19 protein-coding genes are annotated in these 16,344 nt (G+C 71.0%); all 19 read left to right on the top strand.

Going from position 1 to position 16,344, the window contains the following annotated elements; translation table 11 throughout:
- The first annotated feature begins 348 nt into the window (after positions 1 to 348).
- A complete protein-coding gene (locus tag AC08OP_RS08235) occupies positions 349 to 1,308 on the top strand; it encodes a carbohydrate kinase family protein (RefSeq protein ID WP_476613640.1) in 960 nt (319 codons plus the stop codon).
- Positions 1,305 to 1,943: a hypothetical protein gene (locus AC08OP_RS08230; RefSeq protein WP_476613639.1), complete on the top strand. Its 639-nt coding sequence runs from the start codon at positions 1,305 to 1,307 to the stop codon at positions 1,941 to 1,943. The genes AC08OP_RS08235 and AC08OP_RS08230 overlap by 4 nt, the downstream gene beginning before the upstream one ends.
- 28 nt (positions 1,944 to 1,971) lie before the next feature.
- Positions 1,972 to 3,651, top strand: a complete 1,680-nt coding sequence (locus AC08OP_RS08225; protein ID WP_476613638.1) for a glycosyltransferase family 2 protein — start codon at positions 1,972 to 1,974, stop codon at positions 3,649 to 3,651.
- Positions 3,648 to 4,928 (top strand): hypothetical protein, encoded by a 1,281-nt coding sequence (locus AC08OP_RS08220; protein ID WP_476613637.1) that lies wholly within the window; start codon positions 3,648 to 3,650, stop codon positions 4,926 to 4,928. Before AC08OP_RS08225 ends, AC08OP_RS08220 begins: the two co-directional genes overlap by 4 nt.
- A 96-nt stretch (positions 4,929 to 5,024) precedes the next feature.
- Positions 5,025 to 5,318, top strand: a complete 294-nt coding sequence (locus tag AC08OP_RS08215; protein ID WP_476613636.1) for a hypothetical protein — start codon at positions 5,025 to 5,027, stop codon at positions 5,316 to 5,318.
- Positions 5,315 to 5,515 (top strand): hypothetical protein, encoded by a 201-nt coding sequence (locus tag AC08OP_RS08210; protein ID WP_476613635.1) that lies wholly within the window; start codon positions 5,315 to 5,317, stop codon positions 5,513 to 5,515. The genes AC08OP_RS08215 and AC08OP_RS08210 overlap by 4 nt, the downstream gene beginning before the upstream one ends.
- A 90-nt stretch (positions 5,516 to 5,605) precedes the next feature.
- Complete coding sequence (locus tag AC08OP_RS08205; RefSeq protein ID WP_476613634.1) at positions 5,606 to 6,283, top strand: ATP-binding protein; 678 nt, start codon at positions 5,606 to 5,608, stop codon at positions 6,281 to 6,283.
- A gap of 118 nt (positions 6,284 to 6,401) precedes the next feature.
- Complete coding sequence (locus AC08OP_RS08200; protein ID WP_476613633.1) at positions 6,402 to 6,749, top strand: DUF6907 domain-containing protein; 348 nt, start codon at positions 6,402 to 6,404, stop codon at positions 6,747 to 6,749.
- A gap of 1,454 nt (positions 6,750 to 8,203) precedes the next feature.
- Positions 8,204 to 8,893 carry a hypothetical protein gene (locus tag AC08OP_RS08195; RefSeq protein ID WP_476613632.1) on the top strand — a complete coding sequence of 230 codons (690 nt, stop codon included), beginning with the start codon at positions 8,204 to 8,206 and terminating at the stop codon, positions 8,891 to 8,893.
- Between the two features lie 70 nt (positions 8,894 to 8,963).
- A complete protein-coding gene (locus tag AC08OP_RS08190) occupies positions 8,964 to 9,659 on the top strand; it encodes an SAF domain-containing protein (RefSeq protein ID WP_476613631.1) in 696 nt (231 codons plus the stop codon).
- Positions 9,660 to 9,666: 7 nt separating this feature from the next.
- Complete coding sequence (locus AC08OP_RS08185) at positions 9,667 to 10,494, top strand: CpaE/TadZ family protein (RefSeq protein WP_476613630.1); 828 nt, start codon at positions 9,667 to 9,669, stop codon at positions 10,492 to 10,494.
- A complete protein-coding gene (locus tag AC08OP_RS08180) occupies positions 10,491 to 11,933 on the top strand; it encodes a CpaF family protein (RefSeq protein WP_476613629.1) in 1,443 nt (480 codons plus the stop codon). Before AC08OP_RS08185 ends, AC08OP_RS08180 begins: the two co-directional genes overlap by 4 nt.
- Entirely contained in the window at positions 11,930 to 12,829 is a 900-nt protein-coding gene (locus AC08OP_RS08175) for a type II secretion system F family protein (RefSeq protein ID WP_476613628.1), read from the top strand. Before AC08OP_RS08180 ends, AC08OP_RS08175 begins: the two co-directional genes overlap by 4 nt.
- Positions 12,826 to 13,737, top strand: a complete 912-nt coding sequence (locus AC08OP_RS08170; protein ID WP_476613627.1) for a type II secretion system F family protein — start codon at positions 12,826 to 12,828, stop codon at positions 13,735 to 13,737. Before AC08OP_RS08175 ends, AC08OP_RS08170 begins: the two co-directional genes overlap by 4 nt.
- A 32-nt stretch (positions 13,738 to 13,769) precedes the next feature.
- Positions 13,770 to 13,964, top strand: coding sequence for a hypothetical protein (locus AC08OP_RS08165; protein ID WP_476613626.1), 195 nt, complete (start codon positions 13,770 to 13,772; stop codon positions 13,962 to 13,964).
- Between the two features lie 15 nt (positions 13,965 to 13,979).
- Positions 13,980 to 14,534 carry a TadE family protein gene (locus AC08OP_RS08160; RefSeq protein WP_476613625.1) on the top strand — a complete coding sequence of 185 codons (555 nt, stop codon included), beginning with the start codon at positions 13,980 to 13,982 and terminating at the stop codon, positions 14,532 to 14,534.
- On the top strand, positions 14,531 to 14,992 hold the full coding sequence (locus tag AC08OP_RS08155) for a TadE/TadG family type IV pilus assembly protein (RefSeq protein ID WP_476613624.1): 462 nt from the start codon (positions 14,531 to 14,533) through the stop codon (positions 14,990 to 14,992). Before AC08OP_RS08160 ends, AC08OP_RS08155 begins: the two co-directional genes overlap by 4 nt.
- The gene (locus AC08OP_RS08150; protein WP_476613623.1) at positions 14,989 to 15,423 is read left to right on the top strand and encodes a TadE/TadG family type IV pilus assembly protein; all 435 of its coding nucleotides are present in this window, start codon (positions 14,989 to 14,991) and stop codon (positions 15,421 to 15,423) included. The genes AC08OP_RS08155 and AC08OP_RS08150 overlap by 4 nt, the downstream gene beginning before the upstream one ends.
- A partial coding sequence (locus tag AC08OP_RS08145) for a LysM peptidoglycan-binding domain-containing protein (protein WP_476613622.1) occupies positions 15,420 to 16,344 on the top strand: 925 nt, incomplete at its 3' end. The genes AC08OP_RS08150 and AC08OP_RS08145, both read left to right, overlap by 4 nt.

The following is a 16,344-nucleotide window of genomic DNA, read 5'->3' as shown; positions in this document are numbered from 1 at the left end:
ACTGCATACCCAAATGAGGCACTCTGAGTCCGTTGCCGCTCAGGCCGGCTCCGTCACCACCAAGCCCGACGGACGACCGCGAGCAGCTGACGTTGGACTCCCGCCGCCCATAGCGCGGCGTTCGATGAGTGACGTGGGGTAGGGGCGTGGCCGAGATGAGACTGATCCGCCTCGAGGCGATGTCGGCGTGGGCTGAGGTCAGCGCAAGGCGCGGCTCGCCAGGGCCTTCGGGAGCGGGAGGCGCGGCAGCTCTGTGCCCGATTCGCGGGACGCTCGAGGAGGTTGCGGTCTACGTGGCTGGGTTGGGTATCACCACCATCCTGATGGCGGCTCGCGGGGAGGTCGCTCGTGGGTGACCGGGGCGGCAGGACGCAGGGCGGAGATGACTGTGCTGGTGGCGGGCGCTTTGCGGTGTTCGGGAACGCCAACCTGGAAGTGACCGTCCAGGTGGGCGGCTTCCCGATCACATATGCGGCGAACCGGACTGTGCAGGGCGGGATTCATCCCGGTGTGTCGGGCACCGCCTACAACATCGGCACGGCCCTTGCCGTGCTCGACAACGATGTGACTCTGTGTGTCACGCTCGGACGCGACCCGATAGGTGACCTTGTCGCCGAGCAGCTTGCCGCGCACCGCCGCGTGCACGTCGTTCCGGCATCTGTCGAGCAGCAGCCCGTCACGGTGGTCTTGCTCAGTGACGAGGGTCGGCGGCTCATCCTCAACGACTATCGAGGCGCGTCCGGCTACCGCCACGACCCGCGGGCCGCCGCGGAGATCATGCGGGGCTGCGAGGTGGTCGTTCTCCCGGTCGGCGGGGCGAACACCGACCTGCCGGCCGTCGCGGCCACGTCGGGCGCGTTGGTTGCCTGTGATGTGCATGCCATCGCCGGTCTGGACGGACCCGAACGGCTCTTCTGCGAGGCCGCCGACGTGCTCTTCCTGAGCCGCGAGCGGCTGCCTGCGGCGACGGAGGACTTCCTGGCGGAGCTGATGCGCCGCTGTTCGCGCTGCCAGATCGCGGTCATCGGCTGTGGGGCGGACGGCGCGATGCTCGCCCTGCGAGGACAACCCGGGGTGCGGCATGTCCGAGCGGTCCCGGTCGAACGGGTGGTCAGCACGGTAGGCGCCGGCGACGCGCTGTTCGCCGCGTTCCTCGACGGCCACCTCCGTCAGATGCCGGCACCGGCCGCGTTGGAACGTGCGATGCACTTCGCCGCGGCAACTCTTACCCACCCGGGCGGAGCGGGCGCGTTCCTGACCGCCGCGCAGTTGCACGACCGCTTCCCGACCGGTGGCGGGACTGTATGAGCGGGATACCGGGGACTCCTGCCACGGCGCTGTTGGTGAGTGGCCCGACGGCGGCCGGGAAGAGCGCGGCCCTGACGGAGCTGCGGTTCCTCGCGCCGCGTGACCGGCCGTTGGGGATCGTCGAACGGGATGTGTTAGCCGAAATGGGCGGCCGGCAGGTCGTGGCTCCCGGAACCGCGGCGCAGGCCGCCAACTGGGACCGGTCGCTGCGGCAGATCCTCGTGCTGGCCCGCGACTTCTTGGAGGACGGGTGCGACGTCGCCGTCGGGTCGCACCTGACCAGGTGGGAGCTGGAGTGGCTACAAAACCACCTCTACCACCACCGGACGGTCCCTGTCGTTCTCCTGCCGCCGTGGGACGTGCTCCGCGCCCGGCGGGAGCGGCGTATCGCCGAGCATCCAGGTGATCCGAGGGCGACGGACGAGCTGGCCCTGTTCGGTTGGGATGCTCACCGCAAGCTCTACGACCAGCAGAACGAGATGGCGCGCGCCGGGTTGTTTGCGCACACGATCGACAACTCCCGTCTGACGCCGTCGCACGTCGCGCACACGCTGCTGGCGATTCTCGCCGAGCCGCATGCGCGGCGCCCGGCCGAGGCGGCACCAGAAGGCCGGCTCCACCAATCCGCACGCTGACCCGAGTCCTTTGAGGAGGAACGTGACGATGTCCTCACCCCGGATCGTCATGACACTGTGCGTCCGGAACGAGGGCGACATCATCCGGACGTTCCTCGACTTTCACTTCGCTCAAGGTGTCGACCACATCGTGGTCCGAGACTGCGGATCATCCGACCTCACACTGCCGATCCTGCGCGAGTACGCGGCTACTGGCCGGCTAACGCTCACCGAGGCGCCGGGTGGGGGGTTCAACCAAGGGCCGTGGGTCACGGAGATGGCCCGGCACGCCTTCTCCCTGGGCGCCGATTTTGTCCTGCACGCGGACGCTGATGAGTTCTGGTGGCCGCACCACGACAACCTTCCCGCCGTTTTCCGGTCCCTGCCGGACGATGTCGTCGCGGTCGCGGTCGATCGGACCAACTTCCTGCCTGCATCCGGGCCTGGCAGCTTCTGGGAGCGGATGACCCGACGGGATCTGCGGCGGGTCAACAGCGCGGGCGCCCCGCTACGCCCGAAGCTGTGTCACCGGGCGTCGATGGAGGTGGTCGTCGACCACGGCGCCCTGGCCGTGTCCGGGCCGGGCATGTCGGAGGTCTACCGCCATCCCCATCTGGAGATCCTGCACTTCCCGGTCAGGTCCGTCGCTCAGCTGGCGAGGAAGGTGACCGACGGCGTGCGGGCGTTGGACGCCACCCCTGGCCTGCCCGAGGACGTCGGCTACACCTGGCGGAGGCTGGCGACACTCGCCGAGGCCGGCACCCTGCCCGACTGGGTCCGGCAGGAAGAAGGGCCGACGGCCGGCGCGGGACCGTCACCGCAGACGCGGTTCCAGGTCGCCGACCACCGGTTACAGCGTTTCCTCGCCGACCTGCGCGACCGTGCGGCGCTCGGCCGCCCCGAGGTCGCCGTCATCATCCCCGTGTACGGCCAGCATCACCTCACCCGCGACGTCATCGCTGACCTTCGCCGCGACGGCTACCCGCACGCGCTGTACGTGGTCGACAACGGGGGCGACTATGAGCCGGTCGCCGACGAGGTCGTGCACCGGCCCGGCGACAATCTGCACTGGGCAGGTGGATGCAATGCGGGCCTCCTGATCGCCCAGGAACAAGGTCACAGCGCCTACATCCTTTTGAACAATGACACCCGTCTGTCCCCGGCGTTTCTCCACGGGCTCGTCGAAGCGTGGAAGCGCGACGACGCCGGACTCGTCGGACCGGTCTATGACCGGAACTGGCCGCAGCAACGCCTCGACTATCAGGGGCCCGCGGCCGAGTACAGGCCGGTTGCCCGCGACCGGACCGTGCCGTTCCTCGATGGAACCTGCCTGCTGATCCCGCACACCACGCTGCGCCGCGTCGGGTTCATCGACGAGCACACCTGGCCCAGGTACGGGTGGGGCTGCGACAAGGACTACGCGCTGCGGGTACGCCACAGCGGCGGCACCGTCGTCGTGACCGAGCGGTCCTTCCTCAACCACCTCGGTCGGCGGACCGCCTCAGTGCAGCCGGGATACGACGAGGCCGAGGCAGAGGCGGAGAACAACACCGGCATGGCCGCCAAATGGGGAGCCGTCTGGCAGGACGTTCTCTACGGAACGTTCCCGACTCCGCGAGCCGGACTTGCCCAACTCCGCCTTGCGGGTCGGCATGCAGCGCCCGAAGCCTTTCCCGTGAGCCAAGCAATCCGGACCGGGTCCTACTGCTGCCACGGAGCCCAGCGGTGAACCCGACCACGCCGCAGGCAACGGAGCACGCTGCCCGGTCAGCGATGGATCTGCTTCGCCACGCCGAGGAGGCGGTGTCCGCCGCCGTCGAACAGTCCTGGCCGCGCCGGCAAGCCGTAGTCGGACCCGCCAGCACCGGCGGGAACAATGTGGTCTTCCGGGTCGAGGTCGATGACCAGGTGGTGTGTGCGACGTACAGCCTGCTGGGCGTGCCGCTCACATCGCTGATCGGAGGCGCACAACACGAGCTGTCGGGCGTGCTGGCGCAGCAACAGGCGTACGTCGCGGAGGCGGACGGCGCGCTGGCCCGGGAAGCGGAGCAGCTGGGGCTGCTGTCCATCTACACCCGGATGCGGGTCTGTGAGCCGATCGGGATGCGCGAAGGCGTCCTGCTCACCAGGTGGGTCGACGGGCCCAGTGTGGCCGAGCAGGTGCTCGCCGAGCCGACCGCGACCGCCGAGCTGCTCTCGGAGGTGTTCGCCGACCTGCGCGATCTGTACGCCAGCCCAGCGGTACCGCTGCGGCACGCCCCGCGCCGAACGGCGGCGGGCGGCCTGCCGCCGCCGGTGGCCAAAGCGCTGGCCGCTGGGCCGGACCGCTGGCTCGGCGGGACCGGCGCCGCCGGCTGGCTGCACGCCGATGAGGCGGCCGAGGTGCGGGCGCTTGGCCTGCGGGTCGTGGCTCGCCTGGGCCGGCTCGGTCACCGACTCGATCGGGACGTCCTGACCCGGTCAGGCGTCTGTTTCGGCGGCCTGACCCCGCAACACGTGATCTATCCGGCGTCGGCGACGCGACCTGTGCTGGTCTCCCCGTCGCTCGGAGCCGGCGGCGAGATCGTCGATGTCGGCACGCTGCTGGGGCGGCTGCACCTCCTCCTGGCTGGAACGCAGGTATCCGCCGATGTCACCGTCGACGTGCTCACCGGAGTCGAAACATGGCTACGCGGCCGACTCGACGCCGCCGGGCCAGGGCGGGGATGGTTGTCCGCCGTGCTGACCATGTGGGCAGCGGAGGTGATTCATCAGCTCGGCGAGGTGCTGTCCGTCCCGCCAGGAGCGCTGCCCCTGCCGGCTGTCACGGTTGACGCCGCCCACCGCGCCGGCGAGCTACTCGCCGTGATCGACACCTACACCGGCGTCCTCCTCACCCGCGGCGCCGACCCGGCGTTAACCGCGGCCCTCGCCGCCATGGCGTCCACCAATGGCGGCGTCGCGCCCGCACCGGCCGGTCCGCGGACCCGTGCCGGGCCCGCAGCGGACAGCGACGGAGTCGGCTGACACCCGCCCCGGCCCGATCGCACCGGCACCGCTGGTCTCGCCGCCGCGCGGATCGCCGACACACGTCCCACCATCTGGAGGAAAGGAACGCCGCCGATGAGCCCACACCCGCACCACGTGTTCGACGCCAGGCACACGCTGCTCGGCAGTTTTGAGGAGGCCGACGCGGCACACAGCTTCGGTCACGACGCCAGCCGGCAAGCGGACGTTCGGCTTCCGGTGGAGGTCGCCGACCTGGCGGCGCGGACGAGCCGGATGATCTGGCCGGATCGCTGCGAAGCTGTCCGGTGGATGGCCCTGGCCCGGTCCGCGCCCTGCGCTGCCGTCGAGGCCGATCCGCGTCGCGTCGTCGGTGCCGGGGGTGTGGGCACCAGGCGGGCTGTCCGGTGACCGCAGCTGCGGCTGCGAACGGCGGGACCGCCCTCGCGGCAGGCGACTACTTCCCACCGGCGGTACGGCAGATGATCGCGACAGCAGTCGTCACGATCGACTCCCATCTCAACGACGACGGCCGGTGCATCAGCTGCGACGAGCCTTGGCCGTGCACCCCCGCCCTTCTTGCGGAGCACAACCTTGCGACGCTGTAGGTGTCCGGGTAGCCGACGAGCCGGCATACCGTGGATCGCACCGTGTACCGGCGCAATGGTCCTGGCTCCGTATCCCGTCAGGAGTTTCGCATGGCCGCCATTGGCACCATGACCGGGTCGGCAGAGGCCGAGCACACGCCGGGACAATCATGGGATCGGGTGAGCGTGCGGCATTTCGCCGCCGAGGCAGCATCGGTAGGTACGGCGCGGCGTCATGCCACCGACCGTGTCCGAAACTGGGGCCTCATGTCGTTGGCGGATACGGCTGCCCTGCTGGTTTCCGAACTCGCCACCAACGCCTTGCATGCGTCGAAGCCGGGCGGCGAACCCTCGGCCGGCAACAAGTCATCCGACCAGCCGAGACGATTCGCTCTGCGACTTACCTGCACCGACATGAACCTTGTGATCGAGATGTGGGATGGCAGCGACAGGCCGCCGGTTCTGACCCGCCAGAACTACGCGGCGGAACACGGTCGCGGTCTTGTTCTTGTGGAGACGCTCAGCCGCGGGTGGGGGTATTACCGGCCGCGTACCGGAGGGAAAGTGGTATGGTGCGCCCTCACTCTTACGGAATCGCCGTTTCTCGCCGTCATCGCGTCGCCGCCGCTGCCACGCCGAAGTCCCGAGGAGGAACTTCCCGCACCGAGCCGTCCCGTAGAGATGACGGAGGACATCGCGTTGTTGCGACGCGTTCTTGACCGCCTCCGGGCATTGGACAACTGGCACATGCCCACGGAACCTGTCCGACCGAAAGCTGACGGCCTGTAGGCCCCCCATGGAACTGTTGGCCGAGCCGCTTATTGATGCGGCAAGGCGGCACATGGGCGAATATGTCACCTTTCACCTGAGCCTGTAGGAGACGGGATCGAGAAGAAGGGAACCGGATATGCCGCGGCGACTGGTCGGTCGCAAGCCCTGTCCTGCGTGGTGTGAGGGACCGGATGGACATCTCAAGCCCGATGTCGGCGGTCCCGGCGATTACCACGTGGCCACGATAGCCTCCATCGTCCTACCCGACATTCCCGGAGTTCGGGGGACGTCAGACTCCGCCCTGGAGGTCCGGGTCGAGCAGTACGTAACCACCACCGAGACCTACGAACCGCTGGTAACCATCGACCTCGGCCATTCCGGTGAACTCAGCGGCAACGAGGGCCTGACACCGCGGGAGGCGCGCGAACTCGCCGAAGCCTTGCAACACGCCGCTGACGTCGCCGAGACACCGACCACCCGGTAGCCCGTCTCGTTAGGCAGCGTCCCCAGAACCATCAGCGATCGGCTTTACAGGCCGGCGGGACTGGTCGCAGATCCGCTTGCTCGCGACGCGGTGATTGCCTGTTTCCCCCGCACGATGCGACGGCCCACCGGTTCGCGTATGGGTGCTCCTGGACACGACGGCCGCGTACGTTCGCGCAGCGCGGACACCGCTGGCGATGCCCCAGCGTCCCTTGCGCCCACCCTGATGTTGATCTAGTGGCTATGCCAGCGCCAGCGCTGGCATAGCCCTTCAGTGCCATCCGATGCCATGCTGGTAGTCCGAAGCTACTAGGCGAAGTCTAGGCCGATCGAGTCAACTTGCGCTGGATGGTCGGTTGCACTCCGAAGTTGGACCGCGCGAGCTCGTTCCGGGTTGCCTTGGAAGGGGTGTTATGGAAGGGCTCGCTCGGTAGGCGGTTCGGTTCTGTCGCCTGCCCTGGGACAACGCGAGGTGGGCATCGTGGCCGTAGGAGCATGGAGGACACGCCAGCACCGGCCCGCGTCCCCGATCAGAGCCAGCGCGATCTCCTGCGCGCTCGTGTGCGGTGTGCTCGTCGCGGCATGTAGTTCCAGCGGTAGCGCCGCACCCAGGCCGAGCGCGACGGGCTTGGCCTCGTCGCCCACCCCCGGATCGAGTGCGTCTGCCTCGCCGGCCTCGGCCGTCGATCTGGCGAAACAGCAGGCATCCGCGGCGTACGTCGGGATGTGGAAAGCGATGGCGCAGGCCAGCCACACCTCGGACTGGCGAGCCCCCTACTTGTCTCGTTACGCCTCCGGCTCCGCTCTTCAGGTGATCACCGGCGCACTCTATGCCGATCATCTCAACGGTGTTGTGTCGAAAGGTGAGCCGGTCGACGCACCGCGGGTGACCTCGGTTAGTCCGCCGAATACTCCAACCACAGTGATGATTTCTGACTGTGGCGACGACTCAGGGTGGCTGAAGTATCGAACCGATGGCTCGCTGCTCGATGAAACGCCTGGCGGACGACGGTCGATTACGGCTGAGGTGAGGAAGCACACCGACGGTCTGTGGCGCGTCACTCGGTTCGCGGTCGAGGGAGTCGGATCATGCTGAGACGGCTGATCGTGACCGTCGGCCTCACAGCCGGGCTAATTGCCGCCATGGGTGCTGCGCCGGCTCTTGCGGGCGGCGGGTGGACATACACGGACTGCACCCAGAACCCTCATCCGGGATGCGAACTCGGCGCCGGTCGGACCGGACAAACTCCCGCGGCCGGCCCGAGCCAGGGCCCGGCCTCCGGCGGGAGCACACCACGCCCGCAAGGCGGTCAGGGCTCGCAGGAACCCCCGGGCGACACCGAAGTTGGGAATTCCGACCTGGCGAAGTGTTCGTACATGCGTAGTGACTATCAGCCGCCGACGCCCGGGGCGGTCCAGCCGGTCGTTTATCGGCAGCCGTCGGCGGAGCGCGGGATGGTTGTTGTGACGGCCGTGTACCGCCCGGCTACGGCCGCTGCGGCTGTTGAGCCGATCGCCGCGGTTGAACCTGCCGCCAACGCGCCAGGGCAGGGTCCGGGCGCTTGGTATGTGTTCACCTGCACGACGAACGGTATCCGTGACGCGCTGTACCGGCCGCCGGTGTGGATTCCGGATGCTCAGGCCGGGCCGGCGGCCGCGGCGCCGGACCCGGCGGCGTTGGCGGCGCAGGCCCGTAACCAGCTTAGGTTGGCCGGACCGAAGATTGAGATGAATCCGGTGGGTGACCAGTTGGTACGCCTCCCCTCGTGGATTTGGCTTGATCAAAACGGCTGGAATCCGGTGTCGGCGACGGCCGCGGCCGGTGGGGTCGCCGTGACCGCGGTGGCGACGCCTAAGCAGGTGACGTGGACTATGGGAGACGGTGGCACGGTGGTGTGTAACGGGCCGGGCACACCGTTTCCCGCGAATGGTGACCCGAAGGCCGGGTCGCCGGATTGTGGTTATACCTATCGGGCGCCGTCGACCAGCGGTCCCGGTGGACGGTACACGGTGACCGCGACGGTCCGCTGGGATGTGACGTGGGCGGGTGCCGGTGCGGGTGGTGCGTTTCCTGGTTTGACCACGACGTCGGTGGCGCAGATCCGCGTCATCACCATTCCGGCGTTGACGACGGGTGGCCACTGATGGACCTGATCGGTATCACTACCGGTGGCTTTACTACCGGTGTCCGGACGCGGTCGGGAGGTGGTGCGCCGTGGTGACATCGCCTTCGACGCGCCGGGGTGGGCCGGGCAGGAACGGTGCGCGGCCGGACCGCGACGGTCCGCCGGCGCCGCGGTTGACGGGTCAGCCCCGGCGCCGGCGGGTGCCGTACCTGCTGGCCGGGGTGGTGCTGGTGGTGACCTGTGCGGTGGCCGGGTTGCTGGTGGGCGTGCGGGTGGGTGGTCGGACGCCCGTTCTGGTGCTGGCCCGACCGGTGACCGTCGGGCAGATCCTGTCGGCGGCGGACCTGCGGCAGGTGCGGATCTCCACCGAGTCCGCGTTGGAGACCGTCCCGGCGGGCTCCCAAAGCCAGGTGGTCAACCATCCGGTTGCGTACAGCCTGCCGGCCGGCACGGTGCTGACCCGCTCGGAGATCGGGGCGGCGCAGGTGCCACCGCCCGGGGTGGGGATCGCGGCCGTGGCTTTGAAAGCGGGACAGTTCCCGACCGGGCTGGCCGCGGGGAACCGGGTCGCGGTGGTCGTGTCGGCGAGCAGCGGCCCGACGGCCACCGACTCCGGTGGGACACCGACGGCGACGTCGCAATGGGACGCCACCGTCGTGAGCGTGGCACCGCGGGACAACGACCAGACGACGGTGGTGTCGTTGCAGATGGCCGAGGCGGACGCCCGCGCGTTGCAGGCGGCCCCGGCCGGTCAGGTCGGGATCGTCACGGTGAGCGGCCGGTGATGCCCGGATGCTGATCGCGATCGGGTCACTCAAAGGCAGCCCTGGGGCCACCACGCTGGCGCTGGCGTTGGCGGACCGCTGGCCCGCCGACGTCGACCCGCTGATGGTGGAGGCGGACCCGGCGGGCGGGGATCTGGTCGCCCGGTTCGGCCTGGCGCCGACGCGGGGGCTGGTCAGCGTGGCCGCCGCCGCGCGCCGCACGGCCAGCGCCGATCTGCTGTGGGACCACACGCAGGAGCTGCCGGGCGGACTGCGGGCGGTGGCGGCGCCGGCCGGCGCGGAGCAGACCCGGGCCGTGCTGGGTGAGCTGGCCGGCGGCGGCTGGTCGGTCCTGCGGGCGGCGGCGAACGACCCCCACGTGACGGTGATCGTTGACTGCGGGCGGGTGGACCCTGACTCGGCGGCGTTGCCCGCGGTGCGGACCGCGGACGTGCTGCTGCTGATGGTCCGCGCCCGCGATGACGACCTGGCGCATCTAGCGGCGAAGCTGGGGGTGCTGGCCGGCTGGCGGCTACCGGCCTGGTACCTGGTCATCGCCGGCCAGCCCGGGGGCCGCGACGGCTACCGGGTCCGCGACATCGCGCGGGTGCTGGGCACCCGGGTGCTGGGCCCGGTCCCGCACGACCCGCCCGCCGCGGCGGTGCTGGAAGGTCGTCGCCACGTCCGCGGCGGGATCACCCGTTCCAAGCTGGGCCGCAGCGCCGTGGAACTGGCCAGCTATCTCGCCACCCACGTCGAGATCGCCGGCCGGGACGTACCGGCGCTCGCCGGCCCGCCCCCGGTCGGGCTAACCGGCCCGATGGCCTTCGGGCAACGCGGGACGGGGACACCATGAGCAGCCCGAGCTCGTCAGACCCCCGCCCGCTGCCAGCGGGCGGGAACGGCGCGGGCTGGCCGGCGAGTCTTGCCGCCTGGCGCGGGACGGCAGCCCCGATGCCGACGGATCTGCCCGGCCGCATCCCCGGCTCGCCCGACGAGCGGCTCCGCGGCCATCTGCGGGACGCGTTGCGCGCCCAGCTGTCCGCGCGGCTGCGCGCGGCTGAGAACGCCGGCGCGGCGGCGATGGGCGAATCGGAGCGTCAGGCGTTCGCCGAGGCGGTCCTGGGGGACGCCGCCGAGGCGCACACCAAGGCCGAGCTGGGCCGGGGGCTTTCGGTGGTGCCACCCGACGACGAGCAGCGGATCATCGGCGAGGTTCTCGCCGAGGTGTTCGGGCTGGCAGGCCTGGAACCGCTGCTCGCCGACCCGACGATTGAGAACATCAACATCACCGGGGATCGGGTGTTCATCCGCCGCGCCGACGGAGGCCGGCACCGGCTACCGGCGATCACCGGTTCGGACACCGAGCTGGTCACCCTCATCCGCGACCTGGCGGCGCATGCCGGAGTGGAGGAACGCCGCTGGGACCGGGGCAGCCCGCTGGTCAGCTTCCACCTGCCCGACGGGTCCCGGGTGTTCGCGGTGATGGCGGTCACCGCCCGCCCCAGTGTCAGCATCCGCCGCCACCGGTTCCGCCACGTCAGCCTGGGCGTGCTGCGGGCCAACGGCACGATCAACCACGGCATGGAAGCGCTGCTGGCCGCGCTGGTGAAGGCCCGCAAGAACGTCCTGGTCACCGGCGGCACGGCGATCGGGAAAACGACGCTGTTGCTGGCGTTGATCGACCAAATCCCGCCGTGGGAACGGATCGTCACCGTCGAGGACGTGTTCGAGCTCGGGCTGGACACCGACGAGGCCGCGCACCCGGACGTGGTGGCGATGCAGACCCGGGAAGCCAACACCGAAGGCGAAGGCGCGATCTCCGCCTCGGACCTGGTCCGCGCGGCGCTGCGGATGAGCCCGGACCGGGTGATCGTCGGTGAGGTCCGCGGCGCCGAGGTCATCCCGATGCTCAACGCGATGTCACAGGGCAACGACGGGTCGATGACCACCCTGCACGCCAGCCACAGCCGCGGCGCGTTCACCCGGCTCGCCAGCTACGCGGTGCAAGGACCCGAACGGCTACCGGTGGAGGCCACCAACCTGCTCATCGCCTCCGCGGTGAACGTGGTGGTGCATCTGGCCGAACCCCGCGGGGAACCCGGACAGCGGGTCGTGTCTTCCATCCGGGAAGTCGTCGACGCCGACGACCGGCAGATCATCACCAACGAGATCTACCGGCCCGGCCAGGACCGGCGTGGCATGCCCGGCGCACCGCCGACCGCCGAGCTGCTCGACGACCTGGTCGACGCCGGGCTCGACCCGGACCTGCTCGCCCGGGGGTGGTGGGCGTGACCGGCCTGTTCGGACTGCTCGGTCTCGGAGTCGGCCTGGGGATCGTGCTGATCGTGCGCGGCTGGCAGGGCGTGCCCGTCGACGCCCCCCGGCCCGCCCGCGGCTGGACGCCGCCCTGGGAATCCGACCGGCTGTTTTGGCGGTGGGTCGCCGCCGCCGCCGTGGCCGGCATCCTGGTCGGCGCGTTCACCGGGTGGATCGTCGGTGGGCTGCTGGCCGCGATGGCGGTGTGGGGCATCCCGCGCATCCTCGGCCCGGACACCGAGCATGTCCGCCAGGTCGAGCGGATGCAGGCCGTGGCGACCTGGGCGGAACAGCTACGCGACACCCTCGCCGCGGCGGCCGGGTTGGAGCAGGCGATCCTGGCGACCGCGGCCACCACCCCGACCGCGATCCGCGCCGAGATCGCCGCCCTGGCGGCGCGGATCGAACGCCGCGACCGGCTCGCCCCGGCATTGCAGGCCCTGGCCGACGACCTAGCCGACCCGGTCGCCGACCTGGTCATCGCCGCGCTCATCCTGGCGTCCGAACATCAGGCCCGGCAGCTGTCCGGCCTACTCGGGCAGCTCGCCGACACCGCCCGCGCCCAGGTCGAGATGCGCGGCCGGGTCGAGGTCGGCCGTGCCCGGATGCGGACCACGATGCGGGTCGTCGTGGCCACCTCGCTGGCCTTCGCCGGCGGGTTGATCGCGTTCAACCGCCGGTTCCTCGCCCCCTACAACAGTCCGGCCGGGCAGCTCGTGCTGCTGGCCGTCGGAGCGATCTTCATAGCCGGTTTCGTGTGGTTGAAGCGCATGTCCCGGATCGCCCAGCCGGACCGGTTCCTGCAGGTCGCCGACCTGGACCCGGCGAGCGCGCCGGCGGTGTCTACGGGAAGCAGGGAGGCGGGCCGATGATCGTGGTGATGATGCTGCTGGCCGCCGGTATCGGGGTCGGACTGTGGGCGCTGGCGGTCGGCCTGTTCCCGCCGCAGCCCGGGTTGGAGGAGCTGCTGGCCCGCCTCGGCCCGGCCCCCGCCGAACCCGCCGCGGTCGTGCCGGTAACCGCACCCGCCGACGAGGAGGGGTGGGCGGTCCGGCTGGGCCGGCCACTGGTCGGGCTCCTGCGGGCGGCCGGTCTACCCGGCCCGGCACTGCGCCGAGATCTGGCGATCCTCGGCCGCGCGACGGACGCGCACCTGGCGGAGAAGGCGACCGCGGCGGTGGCCGGTTTCCTGTTCCCCACGGCCGTGGGCGTCATCTTCGCGCTCGGCGGCCGGCCGTTTCCCGGGCCGGTGCCATTCGGTGTCGCTCTCCTGCTTGCCGTGATGGGGTTTCTGTTGCCCGACGCGACGATCCGGGCGGAGGCGGAACGGCGTCGGGCCGCGTTCCGGCACGCCTTGTCGGCCTATCTGAATTTGATCCAGGTGTTGCTCGCCGGCGGTGCCGGGGTGGAAAGCGCGCTGACCGACGCCGCGGGTATCGGCCACGGCTGGCCGTTCGTGTATCTGCGGCGGGCGTTGAAAACCGCGCGGGAAACCCGCACCACGCCGTGGAGCGCCCTCGGGCAGCTCGGCACGGAATTGCAGGTGGTTGAGCTGACTGAACTCGCCGACGCGGTGTCGCTGGCCGGTACCGAAGGCGCCCGGGTCCGTAAGTCGCTGGACGCCAAGGCCGCCGCCATGCGCGCCCGGGCCGGCGCCGACGCCGAAGCCGCGGCCAACGCCGCCACCGAACGGATGAGCATCCCCGGCGTGCTTATCGCCATCGGTTTCATCGTCTTCATCTTCTATCCCGCTATGACTCAGGTAACCCGCTCTTTGTAAGAACAGCCCGCTTAACTGTCGGAGGACCCGCCGTGTTCACCACCCTTCGTACCTGGTGGTCAGGCCTACTCGATCGCTACCGGCAGACCCCGCCGGCCGAACGCGACCGCGGCAGCACCACCGAACAGGTCATCTGGATCGCCGCGCTCGCCGCCCTCGCGCTCGCCGTCGTCGGCCTGTTCGGCAGGGAGATCCTTTCGGCGGCCCAGAGCGTGGTTTTCAAGTAGAGGAATCCCACGGCGATGCCACCCCCGACCCGCCCGCGACGTCGGCTTCGACGTCCCGCGGGACCGCCGTGCCGCGGCGTCGCCACCGGCCGCCAGCGAACTCAGATCCGCGCCGCGTCTCGTCGCCGTCCCATCGCGCCGCCCGCGCGGCGGGCGCTGCTCGCTCGGCGACCGCGGCACGTCGCGCCGGCGGGCGCCCGCCGGGCTCGGGACAGCGGCGCCACGACCGTCGAGCTCGTCTTCGTCCTGCCGCTGGTGTTCGCCGTCATCATGCTGCTGGCCCAGGTCACGATCTGGGCGCACGCCACCCACATTGCGCAGGCGACCGCCTCCCGGGCGCTGGCCGCAGCCCGCGTCGACGGCGGCAGCGTCGCCGCCGGGCAGGCCCAAGCCACCGCCACTCTCGACCAGCTCGGCCGTGCCAGCCTTACCGACCCGCAGGTGACCGTCACGCGGGACGCCGCCCGCGCCACCGTCGCGGTCCGCGGCACCGCCAGCAGTGTGATCCCGTTCCTCCGGATCACCGTGACGGCGAACGCGGCCGGGCCCGTCGAGGTCCGCGGGCCATGATCAAACAAGGCGAGCTGGCGCGCCGGTCATCGCATCGCCCGGCCGACGACGGGTCGGCGACGATGGAACTCGTCTTGATCGCCCCGGTGCTCGTGGTGATGCTGCTGTTCCTGACCTATTGCTACCGGGTCAGCAGCGCCGACCTGCGCATGGCCGACGTCGCCCACCAGTCCGCCCGCGCCGCCTCCATCGCCCGCACTCCCGCGCAGGCGCTTACCGACGCCCGCGGCACCGCGCAGAGCGCGCTGTCCGACGCGGGCATCACCTGCCAGCAGCTCGGGGTCGACACCGACACCGCCGGGCTGGTCCCCGGCGCACTGGTCCGGGTGACGATCTCCTGCACCGTCGGACTCGACGATCTTTCCCTGTTGGCCCTGCCAGGCTCGGCGACCCTGCACGCCACCGCCACCTCGCCCGTCGACCTGTTCGGCGACACAAGCGCGGGGAGCACACCGTGACCCGCCCCGCGTCGCGCCGGCCGGCTCGTGGGGACGCCGGGCAGGTGACCGCGTTCGTCGTCGTACTCGCCGCCGCGTTCGTCATGTTCGCAGGTCTGATCGTCGACGGCGGCGGCGCACTGTCCGACAAGGTCCAGGCGATCGGGGTCGCGCAGGAAGCGGCCCGCGCCGGTGCCCAGCAGCTCGACCTGCTGGCGTTCCGCCAGACCGGAGCGGTGCGTCTGCGGCCGAACGACGCCGCCGCCGCGGCGCGGCGCTATCTCGCGCAGGCCGGCAGCACCGGCACCGTGACCGTCACGGGCACGACGGTCACGGTGACCGTCACCGTCGTGCATCACACCCAGCTCCTCGGCGTCCTCGGGCTGGACACGTTGACCGTGACCGGGACCGGCAGCGCCCACCCAGCCCCTCCGCCGGGAGCCGCCCCATGAGCCGCCATCCCATGCCCTACCGGCCACCCTCGACGGTTGCGGCCACCGCCGCCGCGGTAGGGCGGCTGCTGCGTGCGCTGACCGCCCTCGTCGCGCTGGCCCTGCTGCTCGCCGGCCTGCCCTGGGGGCTGGTCCACTTTGTCGGCTGGCCGCTGCCGCACCACGTCCCGTCGTTCGGGGAGATCGAGACGCGGCTCGCCGCACCGATGACCGACACCCTGCTGCTGGACGTCCTGGCCTGCATCCTGTGGCCGCTGTGGTTCGCGTTCGCCGTCTCGGTGCTGCTCGTCATCCCGGACACCGTTCGGGAGGCCCGCTGGCCGCACACGGCGCGCCGGCCGACCGGCAGCTTCCGCGCGCCGGCGAGCATGCTGGTCGGCGCAATTGTGCTCACCCTCCTCGGCACCCGCACCCCAACCGCACCGCTCGCCGGTCCGGTGGCCGCCCGGGTGGTGTCCACCGGCCCGCCCGCCGCGGGGGCCGCTCCCGCCGCGGCCACCTTCCGGCTGACCGTCGTCACCGCCGCCGACGTCACCCGTCCCGCCGCGCCACCCGGCACGGTCATCGTCGAGTCCCCGCACAACGGGATCTACGACAGCCTCTGGCGGATCGCGGCCCGCACGCTGGGCGACGGCGCCCGCTGGCCGGAGATCTGGCGGCTCAACCAGGGCATCGTCCAGGCCGACGGACGGTCCCTGACGCACCCCAACCTGATCCAACCCGGCTGGATTCTCCGGCTGCCCACGGACCGACCAGCGGCTCCGGCGCCGCCGACCGGGCGCCCGCCGGCCACCCCGACCGCGCCGGCCACGCCCGTACCGCAGCCCACCCTGCGGCCGGTGCCGACCCTGCCGGCAACACCGACACCGTCGCGGCCCGGTAGCCGGCCGACCGCGCCGCCGTCGGCCGCCGCGCCCGTCC

Source organism: Frankia sp. CeRuru1, from assembly GCF_977966315.1.
Note: the sequence above shows the minus strand (reverse complement) of the source record. Positions and strands in the feature narration are given on the sequence as shown.